The following is an 18,945-nucleotide window of genomic DNA, read 5'->3' on the forward strand; positions in this document are numbered from 1 at the left end:
GCACGCCGGGATCTGCACGGGGGGCCGTCGGCAACGACGGTCCCTACCGTAATAGACCAGCAGGGAGGCCCGCGGATCGGCGTCGAGGTTGCGGGCGTGCTCGGCCATGGTGCTCATGAGGATGAGGGGTGCGCCGGCGTCGGACGGATCGCGGCCCGCAGCACTTCAGGGTGCTGCACGGCGGTGGAAGCCAAGGTGGTGCGGACGCCCGGCGGCGCCGCGGCGAACAGCGCCAGCATCGTCGCGGCCAGGGCACCGACCGAACGCTCGCCCGACAGGAAGCCGCGCCAGCGGTAGGGCGGCAGGTCGAAGAACGCGCCGAAGAACGCCCGGGTGTCCTCGGGACCGAACCGCAGGAGCGATTCGAGCCCCAGGGTGTGCAGGGCGCGCTGGCGCAGCAGGTCCGGAGGCCACACGGCGCGCCAGCCCGCGGCCGCCACACCCGCCGGGGTCGCACCAGGGTCGTCGAGTGCGCCCGCCAGGGCCCGTCCGAGATGCGGGGCTCGCGCCAGCGCCGCGCCCACCTGGTAGCCGGTTGCCGGGTGGACCATCCCGGCGGCAGCGCCGAACCCGACCACGCGCTGTCCCGGGGAGGGGAGCGGACCGCCCATGGGGATGTGGACCCGCTCGACGGCCACGCGCTCCTCGACCCGGACACCGAGGGTGTCCAGGCGCAGGCGCAGCCGTGCCTGCAGCCACCCCGGCTCCCGCGCCGGCCTGCTGGCCAGCACGGTCTCCTCGAGGAGGTGGCAGCCCCCGCCCATGGGCATCGCATAGAGGAAGGTCGGCGGTCCGGGCGCGGCGGCGCCGCCGGACGGGTCGCGGTAGTCCATGAGCATCATCGTCCCCGGCGCGACCGGCGGGGAGGAGCACCGCGCCACGATGCCGAAGGCGGTCTGCGCCGCCGGTGGGCGACCCCGCCCAGCGGCGAGGAGGGCGGGGCGATGTCCGCTCGCGTCGATGGCGAGGCGGCACCGCAGTCGCTCGCCGGACGCGGTGCGCACCGCCGTACCCGCGGGGCCGTGCTCGGCGTCGACCGCCCGGCCGGTCACGCGGCGCCCACCCGCCCGCTCCAAGCGGGCCTCCAGCGCCGCCCGCAGGTGGCGGTTGTCGAGTCGACCGTAGGCACGCTCCAGGCGGTGCGCCGGCGTCTGCCCGAGACGGACGGCGACAGTGGCCCAGCGCTCGGCCACGATGTCGTCCAGCCCCAGCCCCGCCAGCTCGTCGACCCAGACACCGAACGTCTGCGGCCAGGGGGCGTCGTGGTCCTGGGCGAGAACCGTGACGTCCAGCCCCTGCTCGGCGCAGGCCGCCGCCGCCGCCAAGCCTGCTGGTCCGTTGCCGACCACGACGAGGTCCCCGCGTGTCCCCATCAGGTGGCGGGTGGCACGGCCCGGACGAACGCCTGGGTGCCGTGGCAGCGCAGCGCCCAGGTGCAGCGGCTCCGGATCTCGCTCATGGACGCCAGGGTATCCACTGGGCCCGGAGCCGAGGCGGGGCCGAGTGGCCCGCCCGGTCGTGACCCCTACACTTGCCCGATGGCTCCCGAGGCTGGCGTGACCGAGGGCGAGGACCTGCACCGGCGCAGTCCCAAGGCGCAGCGCGCGCCGGCCATCCGGGCGCGTCTGCGCGAGGCGTACGACGGCGGGATCGTCGAGCTGGACTGGACCACCCCGTTCGAGCTGCTGGTCGCCACCATCCTGTCGGCGCAGTCCACCGACAAGAAGGTCAACGAGATCACCGCGACCCTCTTCGCGACCTACCCCGGACCCGAGGCGTACCTCGCCGCACCCGAGGAGGAGCTCCAGCAGGCGATCTACCAGACCGGGTTCTACCGGCAGAAGACCCGCAGCCTGCGCGGCATGTGCCAGGCGCTCCTGGAACGCCACGACGGTGAGGTCCCCCGCACGATGGCCGAGCTGATCGCCCTGCCCGGTGTGGCGCGCAAGACGGCGAACGTGGTGCTCGGCGCCGTCGACCCGGACGCCCACGCGGCCGACCCCGACGCGGGCATCGCCGTGGACACGCACGTCAAGCGGCTGTCCCGGCGATTGCGGTTCACCCGCCACACCGACCCTGCCCGCATCGAGCGCGACCTCATGCGCCTGCTGCCCAAAGCAGACTGGCCGCACGCCAGCCTGTCCATCATCCTCCACGGGCGGCGGGTGTGCGACGCGCGCAGACCGCGGTGCGCCGACTGCGTGGTGGAGGACCTGTGCCCGTCCTCACAGCTCGCCGGGTGCCGCGACCTCGCCGGGCAGGCGGTCGGCATGGGCGGCTCGTGACCCGCCGGGGCCACCAGTCCCAGCTCCTTGCCACCCGACAGCCCGCTAGCGCCGCTGGCGGCGCCGCGCGATGACGCGCTCGGTGGCGCCCATGGCCACGGCCAGGACGGCGAGGATGCCCGCCGCGATCCGGCGGCCTCCCATCGGTGGATCGGGGTGTCGGCGGCCGGCTTCGATCACCGCCAGCGAATCCGCGTGCACGACCGTGACCTCCCGCGATCCCGGATCCACACGGCGGAACACACCGACGACCTCGATCCGGTCACCGCGGACGTGCGGCCCCCCGACGGTGGTGATCTCAGCGGCCAGTCCGGGTGGGAGGCGCACACCGACGCCCGTGTTGGCGCCCTGGTACCGGCGGTGACCGGGCAGCGGTCCGAGCGGCCCCGCGTACACGTCGTCGTTGACCTGCACCCACGTGCCGTCCCGGCGCGGCAGCAGCCCCCCGATCGCCTCCCCCTGGTAGCGCACGATGCGCCGGTCGTAGTGCTCCGGGCAGTTGAGCAGCTCGGTGGAGGACACGTCCACGGGCTCCCCCCGCGGGACGATGGTCGCCGGGGGGCGCTCGCGGGCTTCGTCCGGTGTCGGCTCGGGGCAGTCCAGGGGCACGCGCGGGTCACCGGCGGCCGCCCCGTCCTCCACGGGCGGGTGACCCCGCGAGGGGGGGTGGCGCAACCCCTCGGCCAGCGCGACGAGCCCGGCCAGCAACGCCAGCGCGACTGCGGTGCCGGCCAGCACGCGCCGCCGGCGGACGGGTTCGCGGTGGTCGCGGCTCATGTGCGCGCCCGGAACATCGAGAGCAGGTAGCCGCCCAGCGCGAAGACCGCGAGGAACTCCAGGCGGCCGACCAGCATCTGCGCGATGTAGACGACCTTGAGGGGCCACTCCAGCGCGGGTCGCACGATGCCGACGGACAACCCGCCGGTGGCGGCCGCCGCCGTGCTCTCGAACAGGCTGAGGGTGAGCTCGTAGCCGTAGAACAGCCCGAGGATCCCCCCGCCCAGGTAGAGCATCAGGTAGAGCAGCAGGATCGTGGCGGCCCCGCGCACGAGGTCGTCGCGCAGGATCCGGCGCGTGGTCGAGTGGAAGCTCTCGACCACCACGGCGTTCTCGGGCAGGAGCACCTTGCGCAGGTCGCGCCGCAGGCCCTTCAGCAGCACCCCGATGCGGATCGCCTTGATGCCACCCGCCGTCGACCCGGCCATGCCCCCGAGGGCCATGGCCGTCACCAGCATCGCCGGCGCCAGCGCCCCCCAGTCCGTCACGAGCAGGCGCTCGGGCACGGTCGTCAGGCCTGTGGTCGTGTGCGCGCTGATCGTCTGGAAGAAGCCGACGCGGAACAGGTCGGCGAAACCGGTGTGGGTGCCGGCTCGGGCGAGACCGGTGGCCAGTATCGAGAAGATGACGACGATCGACAGGGCCAGGGTGCGGGTCTCCAGGTTGCGGGTCAGCTCGCGGCGACGTCCCAGCCACAGCTGGTAGTGCAATGCGAAGCTGAACGCCCCGGCGACCATCAGGACCATCAGGGCGACCTCGACCGGCTGGGACCGGTAGAAGGCCGCGCTGGCCGACTGGGGCGCGAAACCCGCGGTGTGGAAGGCGGTCATGAACAGCAGGGCGGCGTGGTAGAGCGCCGTGGCGGCCTCGAGCCCGCTGCGCCACAGCAGCAACCACAGCACGCTCGTGCCGATCAGCCCGTAGGCGACGACCACCCGCGCGACGAAGCGGGCGGTGTGGACGACGTTGGGCAGGATCCGTTCCTTGTGCCCCTCGCCGGTGTAGAGGGTGCCGATCGCGGCGCCGGCGCTCGCGAAGATGGTGAGCACCACGAGGATGATCCCCTGTCCGCCCAGGACGTGCAGGAGATGGCGCCAGAGGTTCATGCTGCGGGACAGGTGGTCGAGGTCGTTCACGAGGGTGAGGCCGACGGTGGCGAACCCGCTCATCCCCTCGAAGTACGCGTCGAGGTAGGAGGTGTAGTGGCCGGACAGCAGCAGCGGGACCGCGGCGAAGACCGGCGCGACGATCCACGCCCCGCCGACCACGGCCAGGCCGCGGGCGGCGTCCAGCGTGGTGCGGGTGCGCAGGAGCTGGCTGGCCGCGCCGACGATGATCGCCAGCGAGGCGCCGATCAGGAACGCGAAGGCGTCGTTGGCCTCCCCCGCGGCCACCGCTACCACGAACGGCACGAGCATGGCCGCCCCCAGCAGGTACACCACCTTGCCGGTGTAGAGGCCGATGACCCGCAGGTCGTCGGGGGAGGGTCGGAAGAGCATCGCCTAGTAGAGCAGTGAGACGATCAGGGCGATCAGCCCCGCGACGGCGGCCAGACCGACGGTGGCGGCGGTCACCAGCCCGATACCGACCAGGCCTCCCCGGATCAGCGACTCGGCGCTCTGGCTCTGCCGGCGGCGCATCGCGCTATTGCCCCTCGTCGTCGAGGACTGCGGTGCGGAGCTCGTCCTCCAGCTCCGGCGTGGTCAGGGCGATCACCCGGTCCTCGGGCTCCAAGCGGGTATCGCCGCGTGGGATGATGATCTTGTCCCCGGGGCCCCGGAAGATGCAGACGAGCACGGACTGCTCCGGCAGGTGCAGGTCGGCGACGCTCTGCCCGGGGGAGTCCGCGGTGGACGGGATGTCGATCTCCACGAGGTTGACCTTGCCGCGTTGGAGCGTGGCCAGGTGGATCAGGTCCCCGACGGTCACCTCCTCGCGGATGAGCCGGGAGATGAGCGTGGTCGTGGACACCGCCTCGATGCCCATGCGCGCGAAGATCTCCTCGTTGCGGGGGCTGTTGACCCGCGCGATCGCGCGGGGCACCTCGAAGGACGTCAAGGCCAGCTGGCACGCCACGAAGTTGTCGTCGTCGTCGCCGGTGGTCGCCGCGAACACGTCGGCGCGCTCCGGGCGAGCCTGCTCCAGGTAGCGGACGTCGCAGGCGTCGCCGTGGATCACGAGCAGATCGTGGTCGCGCAGCAGCTGCTCGCAGCGGCGCTCGACCTTCTCGATGATGGTGACCGTGTGCCCTTCGGCGAGCAGCTCGACGGCGATGAACCGCCCGACCTTACCGCCACCGGCGATGACCACGTACACGCGGCTACAGGTCCTCGGCGAAGGGGTGCTCGACCAGGCGCCGCAGCTTCTTGTGGGCCCCCCGACCGACCGCCGCCACGACCAGGTCGTCGGTCTGCAACCGGTCGTCAGGCGCGGGGATGCGCGGACGCAGGCCGCGCTGCACCGCCGCGACCCGCACGTTGCCGCTGGCTTCGAGCTCTGCGACCGTCACCCCGTGCCCCCCCGCGTGGACCCGCATCTCCACCACCTCCACGTCGCTCTCGAACCCCACGTGCAGCGGGAACGTGCCGGCCTGCAGCTCGTTCATGATCGCCTTGGCCACGAGCCGGGTTCCCGAGACGTAGTGCACGCCGATCTTGCGATAGGACTGCTCCCGCTCCGGGTTGAACAGGCGGGCGACGGTCTTGCGCACGCCGAACAGCTCCTTGGCGATCTCGACCGACATGAGGTTGGCGTTGTCCAGGTCGGTGACAGCGATGAGCGCGTGCGCGTGCTCGATGCCCGCCTGGATGAGCGCGTCCTTGTCGGTGATGTCGGCGGTGACCGTCTCGCCGTTGAAGGTCGATCCGATCCGGTCGAAGGCCGCCTCGGACATGTCGAGCACGACGACATCGTGCCCGTCGTCGGACAGGCGGTCGGCGAGCTCCGCCCCGACCCGTCCGCAGCCTCCGATGATCACATGCATGACCCGGCAGTATGCCACCGCAACCTGCCTATACTGGGCGCGGTGAACTCCTCATCCCCGCCACCCCTGTCCGTCCTGCTCGCCGCGCCGCGTGGCTTCTGCGCCGGCGTGGACCGGGCCATCGAGATCGTCGAGCTGGCCCTGCGCGTGTACGGGCCCCCGGTCTACGTCCGCCATGCGATCGTGCACAACACGCATGTGGTCGCCGACCTCGAGCGCAAGGGCGCGGTGTTCGTCGAGGACGAGCGCGACGTCCCGCCCGACGGGCTGCTGGTCTTCAGCGCACATGGCGTCGCCCCCGAGGTCAGGCGCAACGCCGACGATGCCGGTCTGCGCACGATCGACGCGACCTGCCCGCTGGTGACCAAGGTGCACCTCGAGGCCGGCCACTACGCCGAGGCCGGCTACTCGGTGGTGCTGATCGGCCACGACGGGCATCAGGAGGTCATCGGGACCATGGGCCACGCACCCGGGTCGATCTGGCTGGTGGAGACCCCCGAGGACGTGGACGCCCTGGAGCTGCCCGATCCGGACCGGGTGGCCTACGTTTCCCAGACCACCTTGAGCGTCGACGAGGCCGGCGCGGTGATCGCCCGGCTGCGGCAGCGCTACCCGAACGCCCGCGGCCCGCGCGGCGACGACATCTGCTACGCCACGCAGAACCGGCAGGACGCGACCAAGGTCCTCGCCGAGCGCAGCGACCTCGTCCTGGTGATCGGGTCCGACACCTCCTCGAACTCCCAGCGCATGGTCGAGGTCGCGCTCGCCTCGGGTGTGCCTGCGGCGTACCTGGTGAACGATGCCGGGGCCATCCAGGATCAGTGGCTGGACGGGGTGGCGACCCTCGGACTCACGTCGGGGGCGAGCGCGCCGGAAGCGCTGATCGACGAGGTGGTCACCCGGCTCAAGGATCGGCCCGGCGGCGCGGTCGTCGAGCCGCTGGAGGTGGTCGAGGAGGACATGCACTTCGCGCTGCCCGCGGGACTGCGCCGGCTGCCGCTCCACCAGTAGCTGCGCCTCAGCTCGCGTCGGCCTCCGGCCCGGGGATCTGCTCGATCTTCTCGGCGAGGTCCAGGTCCGCCTGTGTGGCCCCGCCGGCGGAGTGGGTGACCAGGTCGAGGCGCACCGTGTTCCAGCGCACGTGGATGTCGGGGTGGTGGTTGGCGTCCTCCGCCAGGTCCGCGACCCAGCTCACGAACCGCATCGACTCGGCGAAGTCCGCGAACGTGAAGGTCTTGGTGATCCCCTCCAGGGTGCCCGTCCAGCCGTCGAGCGTGTCCAGACCGTGGTGGAGGGCATCGGGGTTCAGCACGTCAGCCATCGTCGGGGCCTCCTTGGGGGGTGACCGGTGCGGGCCTTCCCGGTCCGGTGAGGTCCAACGCCTCGCAGAAGGCGTCGCCGAGCTGCTCCCACTGCCAGTCGCGCAGCCCCAAGGACGCTCGGAGCTGCTCCGGCGTCTCGGGGTCGGCCAGCAGGCCCGCCAGCAGCGTGCGGTTGGGGCACAGCACACCGGCGGCGACGCCGAGCTGCTCGGCGCGCTCCGTGCGCAGCGCACGCAGGTGCTCCGCGTGGTCGCGGTCGGTCTCGGTGGGGCGGCGACCGCTGCGCATGGGGGAGTCCTCGCTGTGCGCGCCGTCCGACTGGGTCGCCGAGACGGCGGCGAGCAGCTCGTCACCGAACTCGCGGACTGCTTGCCGGCGCACGCCCCGGCGTCCGAGCTCCGCCACTGCCGCAGGCGGCGTGGTGGCGAGGTCGAGGAGGGTCTTGTCCCCAGCGATGCGCCCCGGGGCGGTGTCGGTGTCGCGACCGAGACGCTCGCGCGTCTCCCAGAGCGAACGGAACCGGGCGCGGGCCAGCCGGTTGAGCCGCCCGGCGCCCTTCGTGCGGGTCCAGGCGCGGCGGGCCGGGGCCGGCGGCAGGGCGAGGGCGGCGGCCATCTCCTGGCGATACCAGGACGCTCGCCCGGCCGCGTGCAGGCGCGCATCCATCTCGGCCCACAACGCCGGGAGGTCCGCGACGTCGCCCGCGGCGTAGGCCTGCATCTTCTCGCTCAGGGGGCGCGCCTCCCAGTCGGCGCGCTGCATCGCGGACTTGTCGCCGGCGAGCTCGATGCCCAGGAGCTCGCCGAGCAGGGCCTCCAGGCCCATGGGCAGCCCGAGGACGGCCGCCGCCACGGCGGTGTCCTCGACGTGCGGCGGGCGGACGTCGACCGCCGCGAGGGGCTCCAGGTCGTTGTCGCAGGCATGCAGCACCGTCGCCCGGCCGTCGAGGAACTCCTGGACGGCGGAGAGGTCGTCCAGGGCCAGGGGGTCCACCAGGATGGCCTTGCCCTCGCCACCGATCTGGATCAGCGCGGCGGCACGGTAGTAGCGGTCCCAGTCGGAGCGTTCCACGTCCACACCCACGACCGGGAGCTCCCGGAGGCTGTCCAGGGCCGCGCTCAGACGCGCGGGTGTGTCGGCGAGCGTGAGCTCCTCGAGTGCCATGCCCCCAGGATAGGGGGCCGAGCCGTCACCCGGCCGTGGCGAGGTCGGCAGCGCCGAACCCCCGCGAGAACCGTCGGCACCAGATCACCGCGCTGTCGTAGCGATCGAGGTCGACGTCTGCGGGGATCTCGTAGTTCTGGTCGCCGACGTTGCCGCGCAGCACCCCCAGATCGACGAAGTCGGCGTTCAGATCGGGGTCCGAGTCGGCGGAGTCCGCCGCGGTCAGGTACACGAAGAGGTCCGGCCCGTTGGTCGACTCGAAGTCCTCCAGGCGCAGCGTGCGGGTACCGTCGTCGAGCTCGAACACCGTCGCCCTGCCGGTGACGGTGTACCGGTTGCGCGACGCGAACGAGCCCGTCGACAGCGCACGGGGGCCGGCGGGCTCCTCGACCGCCACGCTGTCCGCATCGGGTTCGGCGCCGGCGCCGTCCTCCGGGTCCGGTGCCTCGCTCGCCCCCGCGTCGTCCGCCGCCCCGCCGTCGTCCCCGGCCTGCGCGCCGTTCTCGGGCTGCGCCGCAGGGAACTCGTCGTCCACGACTTGGTCGAACAGCAGCCCATCCTCTCACGTCGTATCGTCGTCCATCGGGTCCTCCATGGTCTCGTCCTCCATGCTCTCCTCGTCCATGGGCTCCTCCATCTCCTCGTCCGCGGGTGTGTCCGCGGTGTCCTCCCCGCAGGCCGAGCCTGTCAGGGCCAGCACGCCGGCCAGGACCAGCGTGGCGAGTCTGCTGCGGTGCATGGTGACCTCCTTGGTCATGCTCGTACGGCCCGGTCGGGCCGCCTGCACAGTCAGCCGCGTGCGTCGCAACACAGGAGAAAGGGATTGTGAAGTCCCGCGAAATACGGACGCGACCCTGGCCGCAGGGGTGGCGCCATGCCTACGATGCGGTGGTGTCCACCTCCGTGTCGGCGCCGTGCGCGCGGGTCCTCGTCGTCGACGACGAGCCGATGGTCCGCGAGGTCGTCACGCGCTATCTCGAACACGACGGCCATGAGGTCACGGTCGCCGCCGACGGCTCCGACGCCCTGCGCCATCTGGCAGGCGGGCCCTTCGACCTGGTCGTGCTCGACCTCATGCTGCCTGGCGTCGACGGCCTTGGCGTGCTGCGCGAGCTGCGGGCCCGAAGCCAGACGCCGGTGATCGTCCTGACCGCCCGAGGCGAGGAGTCCGACCGCGTCCTCGGATTGGAGCTCGGCGCCGACGACTACGTGGTGAAACCGTTCTCTCCGCGTGAGCTGGCCGCACGGGTGTCGTCCGTCCTGCGTCGAGCCGGCGCCCCGCCACCGCGTGGAGCCCTGCGCTTCGGGGACCTGGAGGTCGACGAGGCCACCCGCGACGTGCGCGTGGCCGGTCGGCCCGTGCAGCTGACCCGGCGCGAGTTCGACCTGCTCGCCTTCCTCGTCCGCTCCCCCCGGCAGGTCTACACGCGGGCGCAGCTGCTGGAGCAGGTGTGGGACTCCTCGGCTGCCTGGCAGGACCCGGCCACGGTCACCGTGCACGTCGGTCACCTGCGCCAGAAGATCGAGGCCGACCCCGCACGGCCGCGCCGGCTGGAGACCGTCCGCGGGGTCGGCTACCGGTTCCAGCCGTGAGAGCGACCCTCGCGGTCGGGGTGGTCGCCGTCGGGTTGGCCCTGATCGTCAGCGAGGTGGCGATGCGCCCGACGCCCGACGAGCGGCTGGCGCTGTACGGCCTGTTCGGTGCGGCTGTGGTGGTCGCCGGGCTGGTCTGCTGGTGGCTGACCCGCCTGCACCGCCGTCTGCCGTCCCTGCGGTGGACCATGCTGCTGGTCGCGACGTCCGCGGTGACCATCGCCGGAGCGGTCGTGGCGGCGTCGGCAGCGGCGATGGTGCTCGCGCCGCCCGGTGTGCGCGTGGTGGTGGCGGCCCTGGCGATGGGGGCGGGCCTCGGGCTGCTCGTCGCGATCGGCGTCACCGAGCCGCTCACGGCCGACCTGCGCCAGCTCGCTGCGACCGCCCGCCGCGTCGCGGACGGTGACCGCGACGTGCGGACCCACATCGATCGCCGTGACGAGGTCGGTGCCCTGGCGGACTCGCTCGACCGCATGGTCGACCAGCTGGCACGCTTCGAGGAGGAGCGGACACGCGACGAGGCCTCCCGCCACCTGCTGATCGCCTCGATCGGTCACGACCTGCGGACGCCGCTGGCGAGCCTGCGGGCGGCGATCGAGGCCATCCAGGACGGCGTCGCCCCCGATCCTGAGCGGTACCTGCGGTCGATGGCCGGAGACGTCGACCTGCTGAGCGGGATGGTCGGCGACCTGTTCGTGCTGGTCCGGCTGCGCGCGGGTGACCTGCCCCTAGACCGGACGCCGCTGGACCTGTTCGAGGTGGCCGACGGTGCGGTCGAGGCCGTCATCCCCCTCGCTGCCGGCCGCGAGGTCTCGGTGGCGTGCGCCGGCGGCGGGGCCGCCCCGGTGGCGGGCGACCTGCGAGCCCTCGATCGCGTGCTGCGCAACCTGCTCGACAACGCCGTCCGGCATGCGCCGGTGGGCACCGTCGTGCAGGTGACGGTCGAGACGGACGGCTCGTCGGCCACCACCCGTGTGCGCGACGAGGGGCCGGGCTTTCCCCCCGAGTTCGTCGCGCGGGCATTCGACCTGTCCGCGCGGGCCGACGCGGCCCGGTCGCGCGACGGGGGCGGGGCCGGCCTGGGACTCGCCATCGCGCGGGAGCTCGTCGACGCGCACGGTGGCGAGATCTGGATCGAGCAGACCGACGCGACCACGGTCGCGTTCCGCCTCCCGCTCGCCCCCGGCACCGCTCGGGAGGCGCCACCGCGTCGGGGGGCGGACCGGCGCAGGCGGTCCCTGACCCCGGTGCCGCCACCGGCCGCGCCGGGGTAGGCTGCCGCGATGTCGCTTGCGCTGATGTGCGTGCACGCCCACCCCGACGACGAGGTCATCACCACCGGCGGGGTGCTGGCACGCGCCGCCGACGAGGGGATCCGCACGGCCGTGGTCACCGCGACCGGGGGGGAGCGCGGCGAGATCGTCGGTGCGGGCATGGATCCCGACGAGGTCCGTCCGCGCCTGGGCGAGGTGCGCCGCGAGGAGCTCACCGCCGCCCTGGCACTGCTGGGCGCGGGCGAGCCGCGGTTCCTCGGCTACCGCGATTCGGGGATGGTCGGCACGGAGGGCAACGACGACCCCGAGTCGTTCTGGCGCGCTCCGTTCGACGAGGCGGTGGGCCGGCTCGTTGCCCAGATCCGGGCGTTTCTGCCCGACGTCCTGGTGACCTACGACGCGGTCGGCGGGTACGGCCACCCCGACCACGTGCAGGCCCATCGGGTCGCGCTGGTGGCGGCCGAAGCCTGCGCGGTCGCCCAGCTCTTCCCCGACGCGGGGGACCCCTGGATGGTGCGCAAGCTCTACCTCGGCACCATGCCGCGCTCGTTCGTGGCCCTGGCCAACGCCGAGCTGCCCCGCCACGGGATGCCCTCGCCCTTCGGTGACGAGACCGACGCCGACAAGGTGGCCTTCGGTACCCCCGACGAGCAGGTGACCACGACCGTGGACGTCCGCCCGTGGCTGGAGCGCAAGTGGGCGGCGCTGCGTGCCCACGCCTCCCAGATCGGCCCCGAGTCGTTCTTCCTGAACATCCCCGCCGAGTTCCGACAGGAGGCGTTCGGACAGGAGTGGTTCGTCCGCCAGCGCTCCTCGGTGGCGGTCCCCGACACCGAGGACGACCTGTTCACCGGCTTGCGCTGACCCGTGAATCGTTCCGATGGCGCCCGCCCCAGGGAACGGCAGTCGCCTGGGCAGCGCGCCGGTCTGGCGCTAGGGTACTCCGAACACGGGTGGGGCCCGAGGCGTGCCGGACAGAGCTCGGAGGATGTGCGATGGAGACAGCCACACGGCGGTTGGCGGGGCACCGGTTGCGCGTCGTGCTCCTGGTCATGCTCGTGGTGCAGATGGCCGCCGGGCTGCTCGTCGTCGGCGGTGGGCCGGGCAATGAGGCCCCCGCCACGCTGGGTGCGGCCGGCAGCGGGCCCGCGGCCGGCGGTGCCGGCGGTGGGCAGCGCGTCCCCCCCGTCGCCGACCCGGTGCCCGGCCCCACCACCCCGCCGGCCCCGGCCGATGTCGCGCGTCCGTCCGCCGGCGTCGCGGCCACCGCGGTGCTCGACGATGCCGCCGGAGGGCTGGTCATGCCCGACCCCGGCGCACCGCCCGAGCCGTCGCACCAGGCCGCCGCCCAGGCTCCCCCGACCTTGGTGGCCGCCAGCGGTCCCGGCAGCGCCAGCCAGCAGACCTTCGCCCGGGAGTACCCGACCCATGCCGCCGCCAGCCAGCGTGCCGGCGAGCCGTCGACCTTCCACTGGGCGGTCATCATCGGCGTCAACGACTACATGGGCCGCACCACCAGCACCATCGGGTCGGTCGGCGACGCGCACATGCTGCGGGACACGCTCTACCGCGAGGGCTGGCGCGGCGACCAGGTGCTGACCCTGACCGACCACGAGGCGACGCACGACCGCGTCGTGCGGGCCATCGAGTGGCTGATCCGCTCGACCGACCATCGCTCCACCGTCGTCTTCAGCTACTCGGGCCACATGCGCCACGACTCGGGGGTGACCGCGCTGTGGCCCGCCGACAACCGTTTCATCTGGGCCGGTGACCTCGGCCGTATGCTCGGCGCGGTGCAGGCCGACCGGATGTGGATGGGCCTCAACGGCTGCCACGCGGCCGGTCTGGCCGCGCCCGGCCTGGAGGGTGCGGGCCGCCTGGTGACCTACGCCTCCAACGTCCAGGGCAAGGCCTACGAGGACCCCGCGGTCGGTCGCTCGGTCATGGGCAACCATCTGTACACCGGCGCGCTGCGCAACGGGCAGGGCGACGAGGACGGGGATGGCCGCGTCAGCGTGCAGGAGGCGTTCCGGTGGGCCGCACCCCGGGCCACCGCCCAGACCGCGGGACAGCAGCCCTACGGGGCACAGCACCCCGTGCTGGCCGACGGCCTCGGCGGCCGGACGTTCCCGATCGCCGTGACGGGCGCACCCCCGACCCCCGGTGCGCCGGCTGCTCCCGCGGCCCCCGCCCCGCCCTCCGACGGCGAGCGGGGCTCGCTGCTGGGCCGGCTGCTGCCGGGTGGCCTGACGGACCGCCTGCCCCTCCGGTAGGCGGCGGGCAACGGCTACGCCGTGCCGTACAGGCGATCCCCGAAGTCGCCGAGGCCGGGGACGATGTAGCCGCGATCATCGAGGCGCTCGTCGACCGCCGCAGACACGACCGGGACGTCGGGGTGCTCGGCCGCGACGCGGTCGAGGCCCTCGGGGGCGGCCACCACGCAGACCAGTCGGATGTCGGTCGCACCCCGCTCCTTGAGCAACCGCGCCGCGGCCACCGCGGAGCCGCCGGTGGCCAGCATCGGGTCGAGCAGCAGCACCGGCCGGCCCCGCATGGCCGGCACGTTGACGTAGTAGGTGCTCGGCTCCAGGGTCGTCTCGTCGCGCTGCAGGCCCACGTAGCCGACGGACACGTCAGGCAGCAGGTCCGTGGCAGCCTCGAGCATGCCCAGGCCGGCACGCAGCACGGGCACGGCCACCACGGACCCGGCGAGCTGTCGCCCGGTCGTGGCCGCCACCGGGGTGCGCACCGGGGTCTCGCGGGTCGCCAGCGACCGCGTCGCCTCGAGCACGAGCACGGTGGCCAGGCGTCGGGCGAGGTGGCGGAACCGCTCCGGGGGCGTGTCGGCGGTCCGCAGCCGCGCGAGCAGGTCACCGGCCAGGGGGTGGGCGACGACGGTGACGGCCTCCATGGGGCACAGCATTCCACAACCGGGCCGGTGGGCCTGCCGGTGCCCCAGCGACCTCACTGGGCCGCCTTGTTCGCGCCCGCCCGCCGTGCCTCTACGATGACACGATGCGAAGGGCGAAAATAGTGGCCACGCTCGGACCGGCCCTCGACGAGCGCGACAAGCTGCGCGCCGCGCTGGAAGCCGGCATCGACGTGGTGCGCCTGAACTTCTCCCATGGTGATCACGAGACCCACGCCCGGCGGTTGGAGATGGTCCGGGAGCTGGCCGACCGCCTGGGGCGCAACGTCGGCAGCCTCGCGGACCTGCAGGGTCCGAAGATCCGTCTCGGGGTACTGCCCGACGGCGGGGTGGAGGTGCCGACGGGAGCGGAGGTCTTCCTGGTGCCCGGCCGGGATGCGCTGGCGTCCTACTCCAGCGAGGGGATGCCCGCCCTGCCCGTCGTGTACGACGCGCTGGGGGACGACGTGCTTCCGGGGGCGCTGATCCTGATCGCCGACGGGCTCCTGCGCCTGGTCGTGTCGCGTGTGGAGCCTGGTGGTGTCTGGGCGCGTGTCGTCGCGGGCGGCACGGCGCACAGCCGCAAGGGGGTGAACCTGCCGGGTGTCGCGGTGTCGGCGCCGAGCATGACCGAGAAGGACGTCGCGGACCTCGCCTGCGCGTTGGAGATCGGTGTCGACTGGGTCGCGCTGTCGTTCGTGCGCCATCCCGACGACGTCGTCAAGGCCCGAGCGCGCGTGCACGAAGCCGGGGGGGAGTGCCCCGTCGTGGCGAAGCTCGAGCGCCCCGAGGCGATCGACCGGCTGCCGGAGATCATCGCGGCCAGCGACGCGGTGATGGTCGCCCGCGGCGACCTCGGCGTGGAGATCGGCCCGGAGCAGGTGCCGGCCATCCAGAAGCGCATCATCGCCGACGCCGGCGCGCAGATGAAGACGGTGATCACGGCCACGGAGATGCTGGAGAGCATGATCAACTCGCCGAGGCCGACGCGCGCGGAGGCCAGCGACGTGGCCAACGCCGTGTTCGACGGCAGCGACGCGCTCATGCTGTCGGGAGAGACGGCGGCCGGCAACTTTCCGGTCGAGGCCGTCCGCACCATGGCCCGCATCATCGAGGTCGCCGAGCGCTCGCCCCAGCTGGTCAACCCGCCGGCCCCGCCGCCGCAGGAGCTGGGTGTGGGGCGCGTGGTCGCGCGGGCGGCGGTCGAGGTCGCTCGCGACATCCACGCCGCGGCGATCGCCTGCTACTCGATCTCGGGCCGGTCGATGCTGCGGATCAGCAAGTACCGCCCGGAGATGCCGCTGCTGGGCCTCACCCCGCAGGACACGACCCGGCGCCGCACGGCGTTGATGTGGGGAACCGAGTCGATGCTGGTGCCCATGAAGGACTCCGGCCTGGACTTCACGACCGCCGCCGAGCGGGCGCTGGTCGACGGGGGATGGGCCTCCCAGGGGGACCAGGTGGTGATCGTCTCCGGGCGGCCCGGTGGCCATGGTGGCACCAACCGCATCATGGTCCACAAGATCGGTGACGAGGCCTGGAGCTGATCGCCGTGCCCCGGCAAGGTTGACCGTGGCCGGGCGCAGGCTGCTCGTCGTCGGCGGCGACGCCGCCGGCATGACCGCGGCCAGCCACGTGCGGCGGGCGGTCGCCGACGCGGCGGTCACGGTGGTCGAGCGGGGCCCCCACACCTCCTACTCGATGTGCGGGATCCCCTTCCTCGTCGGGGGACTGATCGACACCGCCGACGACCTGGTCGTGCGCCGTCCCGACGAGTTCGCTGCGGCGGGCATCACGGTGCACACCCGTACCGAGGCGCGGTCCGTGGACGCCGCGGCCCGCACCGTGCGGGTTCGTGACCTGGACGGGGGACGGGAGCGCGACGAGCCCTACGACGCGTTGCTGTACGCCGCGGGCGCGCATCCCGTCGTCCCGCCGGTCCCCGGGGTGCAGCGCTACGCGGCGGTGGTGCACACCCTGGACGAGGGCGATCGGCTGCGATCCCTGCTCGATGCCGAGCAACCCCAGGTGCGGTCCGTGGTCGTGGTCGGCGCCGGGTACATCGGCCTGGAGCTGGCCGAGGCGCTCGTCCGGCGCGGGCTCGACACCACCCTGGTCGACAGGGGCGACCAGGTGATGCCGAGCCTCGACGCCGACATGGCCGCACCGGTCGAGACGGCGTTGCGCGGGTTCGGCGTCCGCGTGGCGCTCGGTGAGACCCTGACGGAGGTCGTGGGTGACGAGCAGGGGTGCCGTCATGTGGTCACCGACGCGGGGACCCACGTCGCCGACCTCGTCGTGATCGCGGTCGGTGCCAGCCCCAACGTCGCCGTCGCCCGGAGCGCCGGCTGCGCGTTGGGCCCGAGCGGGGCGCTGGAGGTCGACGCGGCCATGCGGACCAGCGTCGAGTGCATCTGGGCGGCCGGCGACTGCGTGGAGTCCACCAACGTGGTCAGCGGCCGTCCGGTCAACGTCCAGCTCGGCACGCACGCCAACAAGCAGGGCAAGATCGCCGGGTTGCACCTCGCCGCGGCGTTGGGCGCTGCGCCGGCACCGGCCGAAGCGCTCTTCCCCGGGCTGGTGGGTACCGCGGTCACGAAGGTGTGCGACACCGAGGTCGCCCGCACCGGCGTGAATGAGCGCGAAGCGGCAGCCGCCGGGATCGACTACGCCGCGGTGCGGTTCACCGGCACCGCCCGCGCCGGCTACATGCCCGATCCCGGGGACGTGACCGTCAAGATGCTCGCCGAGGTCGGCACCGGGCGGGTGCTCGGGGCGCAACTGGTGGGCACCGGCAACGTCGGCAAGCGCATCGACACTGCGGCGACCTGGTGCCAGCTCGGGGTCACGGTGCAGCGGGCGCAGCTGCTGGACCTCGCCTACGCCCCGCCGTTCGGCGGGGTGTGGGACCTGCTGGCCGTCGCCGCGCGCAAGCTCGTGCGGCGTCTCGACCTGTCCCCGCAGCTGTGAGCGCCGGTCACTCCTCCAGGGACTGGGGGAGTGCGCCGCGGACTCGCCGCAGCAACGTGACGAGCGTCGCCTGCTCGTCGGGTGACAGTGCCGCCAGCAGTGCCTTCTGCTCCGCATAGTGGGTGGGGAAGTGCTGCTCGAGCAGCCTACGGCCCATGTCGGTCAGCGCCACGAGAACGCGGCGGCGGTCCTGGTCGTGTGTGCGGCGGGTGATGAAACCCTTGCCTTGCAGGGTGTCGAGCAGTCCCGTCACCGATGGGCGACTGACCAGCAGGCGGTCGGAGAGGTCGCGCGGCTCCAGCGTGTGCCCGGGGGTGTTGAGCAGCGCCATGAGCACGTTGAAGCCGCTGGGGGAGACACCCAGGGGGCGAAGCTCGTCGGTCTGGGCATTCAGCACGGCGCTGGCGGCGCGCAACAGCCAGATGACGGTCTGCACCTGCAGGGGTTCGCAATCCGGATGGGTCCGCTCCTGCAATGCCAGGCGCTGCAGCTCCACCGGATGCGTCCCGGGTGCGGTGCGCCTGCGCGGCCGGGGCGGGACGGGGTCGTCGGGGTAGGGCACGGATGCGGCCTTGCCGGTTGCGCGGGCGGGGGTCCGCCGACAGGCTACCGCCGAGGCGGGGCATCGGGCACCACTCGAGCGGCCAGCAGGTCGCGTTCCGGGAGGCGGGCGACCGTGCCGTCACGGCGCTCCACGACGAGCGTGGCGTCCTCCCACGCGCGCAGGACCCCCACCGTGTCGGTGGCGGGCGGCCGGCTGTGCGTGCGGGCTCGGACGCTGACCCGGCGCCCGACGTCCGCCGCGGTGATGCGGATCGCGTAGCGCGCCTTCATGGCTGCACCTCGCTGTGGCGCGTGGCGCTGGTCATGGCCGACCGATGGCCGCAGCGGTCGCGGCGGGTAGCACCGAGCCGGCGCGGCCGGTCACCACCAGATCGGCCATCTGGTCAAGCGGGGTGGCCTCGTCGTTGACGATCGCCAGCGCGGTGCCCGACCGGACGGCAGCGGCGGGGAGGTCCGCGGCCGGGCGCACCCGCAGCGACGACCCGATCGCGATCACCAGGTCGGCGGCCTCGACCAGGGTCGATGCCCGCTCCAGGACGCCCGGGAACAGGTTCTGCCCGAAGCTCACCGTCGCGGACTTGACGATGCCGCCGCACGTCGGGCATCGGGGATCAGCCACCCCGCAGTCGATCACGTCGAACGCCCACCGGGTCGGACCCCGCCACCCGCAGCCGTCGGGGGTCCCCGCCCGGGGGGCCGCGCCCAGGCACATCACCTCCCGCGAGGTGCCGTGGAGCTCCACGACCTGCCGTGAGCCCGCGGCCTGGTGGAGCCCGTCGATGTTCTGGGTGACGACCCCGAGCAGCCGACCGGCCTGCTCCAGGTCGGCCAGCGCCCCGTGTGCCGGGTTCGGCCGGGGGTCGTCGGCCCAGAACTCCCGGCGCATCCGCCACGCGCGAGCGCGCACCACGGGATCGCCCACGTAGCGGGAGAAGGTGAAGTCGCGGGGGTCGTACCGGGCCCACACGCCCTGCGGCGACCGGAAGTCCGGGATGCCGGACTCCGTGGAGACGCCCGCACCGGTGAACGCCACGGCGGCGCGGGCGTCGGCGAGCAGCTCGGCCAGCGGCTGCCAGGCATCGTGGCGCTCCATGGCGGCTGGGCG

General features: G+C 73.3%; 22 protein-coding genes. 8 read left to right on the plus strand and 14 right to left on the minus strand.

The features are described 5' to 3' along the window. Positions 1-113 precede the first annotated feature (113 nt). Positions 114-1,373: a lycopene cyclase family protein gene (locus WD250_12705; protein MEX2621065.1), complete on the minus strand. Its 1,260-nt coding sequence runs from the start codon at positions 1,371-1,373 to the stop codon at positions 114-116. A 165-nt stretch (positions 1,374-1,538) separates the two neighbouring features. On the opposite strand from WD250_12705, the gene nth reads away from it, so the two are divergent. Further along, the gene (gene nth, locus WD250_12710) at positions 1,539-2,285 is read left to right on the plus strand and encodes an endonuclease III (GenBank protein MEX2621066.1); all 747 of its coding nucleotides are present in this window, start codon (positions 1,539-1,541) and stop codon (positions 2,283-2,285) included. Between the two features lie 45 nt (positions 2,286-2,330). Here nth and WD250_12715 read toward each other — a convergent pair whose 3' ends face one another. From WD250_12715 to WD250_12735, 5 genes are read right to left on the minus strand one after another with little or no spacing between them, the layout of a single operon-like run. Beyond that, positions 2,331-3,062 carry a hypothetical protein gene (locus WD250_12715; GenBank protein ID MEX2621067.1) on the minus strand — a complete coding sequence of 244 codons (732 nt, stop codon included), beginning with the start codon at positions 3,060-3,062 and terminating at the stop codon, positions 2,331-2,333. After that, positions 3,059-4,561 (minus strand): TrkH family potassium uptake protein, encoded by a 1,503-nt coding sequence (locus WD250_12720; protein MEX2621068.1) that lies wholly within the window; start codon positions 4,559-4,561, stop codon positions 3,059-3,061. The genes WD250_12715 and WD250_12720 overlap by 4 nt, the downstream gene beginning before the upstream one ends. 3 nt (positions 4,562-4,564) lie before the next feature. Further along, positions 4,565-4,702 (minus strand): hypothetical protein, encoded by a 138-nt coding sequence (locus WD250_12725; GenBank protein MEX2621069.1) that lies wholly within the window; start codon positions 4,700-4,702, stop codon positions 4,565-4,567. Positions 4,703-4,706: 4 nt separating this feature from the next. Then, positions 4,707-5,378 (minus strand): TrkA family potassium uptake protein, encoded by a 672-nt coding sequence (locus WD250_12730; protein ID MEX2621070.1) that lies wholly within the window; start codon positions 5,376-5,378, stop codon positions 4,707-4,709. Between the two features lie 4 nt (positions 5,379-5,382). After that, the gene (locus WD250_12735) at positions 5,383-6,045 is read right to left on the minus strand and encodes a TrkA family potassium uptake protein (protein ID MEX2621071.1); all 663 of its coding nucleotides are present in this window, start codon (positions 6,043-6,045) and stop codon (positions 5,383-5,385) included. Positions 6,046-6,087: 42 nt separating this feature from the next. Between WD250_12735 and ispH the strand changes: the two genes are divergently transcribed. Further along, positions 6,088-7,056, plus strand: coding sequence for a 4-hydroxy-3-methylbut-2-enyl diphosphate reductase (gene ispH / locus WD250_12740; GenBank protein ID MEX2621072.1), 969 nt, complete (start codon positions 6,088-6,090; stop codon positions 7,054-7,056). Positions 7,057-7,063: 7 nt separating this feature from the next. On the opposite strand, the gene WD250_12745 is transcribed toward ispH, so the two are convergent. Genes WD250_12745 through WD250_12760 form a run of 4 tightly spaced genes read right to left on the minus strand, consistent with a single transcriptional unit; the run spans position 7,064 to position 9,270 of the window. Beyond that, on the minus strand, positions 7,064-7,366 hold the full coding sequence (locus WD250_12745; protein ID MEX2621073.1) for a 4a-hydroxytetrahydrobiopterin dehydratase: 303 nt from the start codon (positions 7,364-7,366) through the stop codon (positions 7,064-7,066). Further along, a complete protein-coding gene (locus WD250_12750) occupies positions 7,359-8,531 on the minus strand; it encodes an HRDC domain-containing protein (GenBank protein ID MEX2621074.1) in 1,173 nt (390 codons plus the stop codon). Before WD250_12750 ends, WD250_12745 begins: the two co-directional genes overlap by 8 nt. 25 nt (positions 8,532-8,556) lie before the next feature. Further along, positions 8,557-9,066, minus strand: coding sequence for a DM13 domain-containing protein (locus tag WD250_12755; GenBank protein MEX2621075.1), 510 nt, complete (start codon positions 9,064-9,066; stop codon positions 8,557-8,559). A 27-nt stretch (positions 9,067-9,093) separates the two neighbouring features. Further along, positions 9,094-9,270 (minus strand): hypothetical protein, encoded by a 177-nt coding sequence (locus WD250_12760; GenBank protein ID MEX2621076.1) that lies wholly within the window; start codon positions 9,268-9,270, stop codon positions 9,094-9,096. A gap of 152 nt (positions 9,271-9,422) precedes the next feature. Between WD250_12760 and WD250_12765 the strand changes: the two genes are divergently transcribed. The 4 genes from WD250_12765 (at position 9,423) to WD250_12780 (ending at position 13,671) form a co-directional block, all read left to right on the plus strand. Beyond that, positions 9,423-10,124 carry a response regulator transcription factor gene (locus WD250_12765; GenBank protein MEX2621077.1) on the plus strand — a complete coding sequence of 234 codons (702 nt, stop codon included), beginning with the start codon at positions 9,423-9,425 and terminating at the stop codon, positions 10,122-10,124. After that, positions 10,121-11,398, plus strand: a complete 1,278-nt coding sequence (locus WD250_12770; protein MEX2621078.1) for a HAMP domain-containing sensor histidine kinase — start codon at positions 10,121-10,123, stop codon at positions 11,396-11,398. Before WD250_12765 ends, WD250_12770 begins: the two co-directional genes overlap by 4 nt. 9 nt (positions 11,399-11,407) lie before the next feature. After that, positions 11,408-12,262: an N-acetyl-1-D-myo-inositol-2-amino-2-deoxy-alpha-D-glucopyranoside deacetylase gene (mshB, locus tag WD250_12775; GenBank protein ID MEX2621079.1), complete on the plus strand. Its 855-nt coding sequence runs from the start codon at positions 11,408-11,410 to the stop codon at positions 12,260-12,262. A gap of 131 nt (positions 12,263-12,393) precedes the next feature. Continuing rightward, positions 12,394-13,671 carry a caspase family protein gene (locus tag WD250_12780; protein ID MEX2621080.1) on the plus strand — a complete coding sequence of 426 codons (1,278 nt, stop codon included), beginning with the start codon at positions 12,394-12,396 and terminating at the stop codon, positions 13,669-13,671. Positions 13,672-13,685: 14 nt separating this feature from the next. On the opposite strand, the gene upp is transcribed toward WD250_12780, so the two are convergent. Further along, a complete protein-coding gene (gene upp / locus WD250_12785; GenBank protein ID MEX2621081.1) occupies positions 13,686-14,309 on the minus strand; it encodes a uracil phosphoribosyltransferase in 624 nt (207 codons plus the stop codon). 104 nt (positions 14,310-14,413) lie between these two features. On the opposite strand from upp, the gene pyk reads away from it, so the two are divergent. Together pyk and WD250_12795 are read left to right on the plus strand one after the other, a co-directional pair. Continuing rightward, a complete protein-coding gene (gene pyk / locus WD250_12790; protein ID MEX2621082.1) occupies positions 14,414-15,853 on the plus strand; it encodes a pyruvate kinase in 1,440 nt (479 codons plus the stop codon). A gap of 25 nt (positions 15,854-15,878) precedes the next feature. After that, on the plus strand, positions 15,879-17,276 hold the full coding sequence (locus WD250_12795) for an FAD-dependent oxidoreductase (GenBank protein MEX2621083.1): 1,398 nt from the start codon (positions 15,879-15,881) through the stop codon (positions 17,274-17,276). A gap of 7 nt (positions 17,277-17,283) precedes the next feature. On the opposite strand, the gene WD250_12800 is transcribed toward WD250_12795, so the two are convergent. The 3 genes from WD250_12800 to WD250_12810 form a co-directional block, all read right to left on the minus strand. Continuing rightward, positions 17,284-17,772 carry a MarR family transcriptional regulator gene (locus tag WD250_12800; GenBank protein ID MEX2621084.1) on the minus strand — a complete coding sequence of 163 codons (489 nt, stop codon included), beginning with the start codon at positions 17,770-17,772 and terminating at the stop codon, positions 17,284-17,286. A 110-nt stretch (positions 17,773-17,882) separates the two neighbouring features. After that, on the minus strand, positions 17,883-18,110 hold the full coding sequence (locus WD250_12805; protein MEX2621085.1) for a hypothetical protein: 228 nt from the start codon (positions 18,108-18,110) through the stop codon (positions 17,883-17,885). Between the two features lie 31 nt (positions 18,111-18,141). Further along, the gene (locus WD250_12810) at positions 18,142-18,933 is read right to left on the minus strand and encodes a Sir2 family NAD-dependent protein deacetylase (protein ID MEX2621086.1); all 792 of its coding nucleotides are present in this window, start codon (positions 18,931-18,933) and stop codon (positions 18,142-18,144) included. Between the last annotated feature and the right edge of the window lie 12 nt (positions 18,934-18,945).

This window comes from Egibacteraceae bacterium (genome assembly GCA_040905805.1).
Lineage (GTDB): Bacteria > Actinomycetota > Nitriliruptoria > Euzebyales > Egibacteraceae > DATLGH01.

Bases quoted from the DNA above. Each gene is read 5' to 3' on its own strand.
- WD250_12750 (MEX2621074.1), bottom strand. From the start codon at position 8,531: ATGGCACTCGAGGAGCTCACGCTCGCCGACACACCCGCGCGTCTGAGC.
- WD250_12715 (MEX2621067.1), bottom strand. From the start codon at position 3,062: ATGAGCCGCGACCACCGCGAACCCGTCCGCCGGCGGCGCGTGCTGGCC.
- WD250_12780 (MEX2621080.1), top strand. From the start codon at position 12,394: ATGGAGACAGCCACACGGCGGTTGGCGGGGCACCGGTTGCGCGTCGTG.
- WD250_12725 (MEX2621069.1), bottom strand. From the start codon at position 4,702: ATGCGCCGCCGGCAGAGCCAGAGCGCCGAGTCGCTGATCCGGGGAGGC.
- WD250_12720 (MEX2621068.1), bottom strand. From the start codon at position 4,561: ATGCTCTTCCGACCCTCCCCCGACGACCTGCGGGTCATCGGCCTCTAC.
- mshB (MEX2621079.1), top strand. From the start codon at position 11,408: ATGTCGCTTGCGCTGATGTGCGTGCACGCCCACCCCGACGACGAGGTC.
- WD250_12705 (MEX2621065.1), bottom strand. From the start codon at position 1,373: ATGGGGACACGCGGGGACCTCGTCGTGGTCGGCAACGGACCAGCAGGC.
- upp (MEX2621081.1), bottom strand. From the start codon at position 14,309: ATGGAGGCCGTCACCGTCGTCGCCCACCCCCTGGCCGGTGACCTGCTC.
- WD250_12735 (MEX2621071.1), bottom strand. From the start codon at position 6,045: ATGCATGTGATCATCGGAGGCTGCGGACGGGTCGGGGCGGAGCTCGCC.
- WD250_12810 (MEX2621086.1), bottom strand. From the start codon at position 18,933: ATGGAGCGCCACGATGCCTGGCAGCCGCTGGCCGAGCTGCTCGCCGAC.
- nth (MEX2621066.1), top strand. From the start codon at position 1,539: ATGGCTCCCGAGGCTGGCGTGACCGAGGGCGAGGACCTGCACCGGCGC.
- pyk (MEX2621082.1), top strand. From the start codon at position 14,414: ATGCGAAGGGCGAAAATAGTGGCCACGCTCGGACCGGCCCTCGACGAG.
- WD250_12805 (MEX2621085.1), bottom strand. From the start codon at position 18,110: ATGAAGGCGCGCTACGCGATCCGCATCACCGCGGCGGACGTCGGGCGC.
- WD250_12760 (MEX2621076.1), bottom strand. From the start codon at position 9,270: ATGCACCGCAGCAGACTCGCCACGCTGGTCCTGGCCGGCGTGCTGGCC.
- WD250_12745 (MEX2621073.1), bottom strand. From the start codon at position 7,366: ATGGCTGACGTGCTGAACCCCGATGCCCTCCACCACGGTCTGGACACG.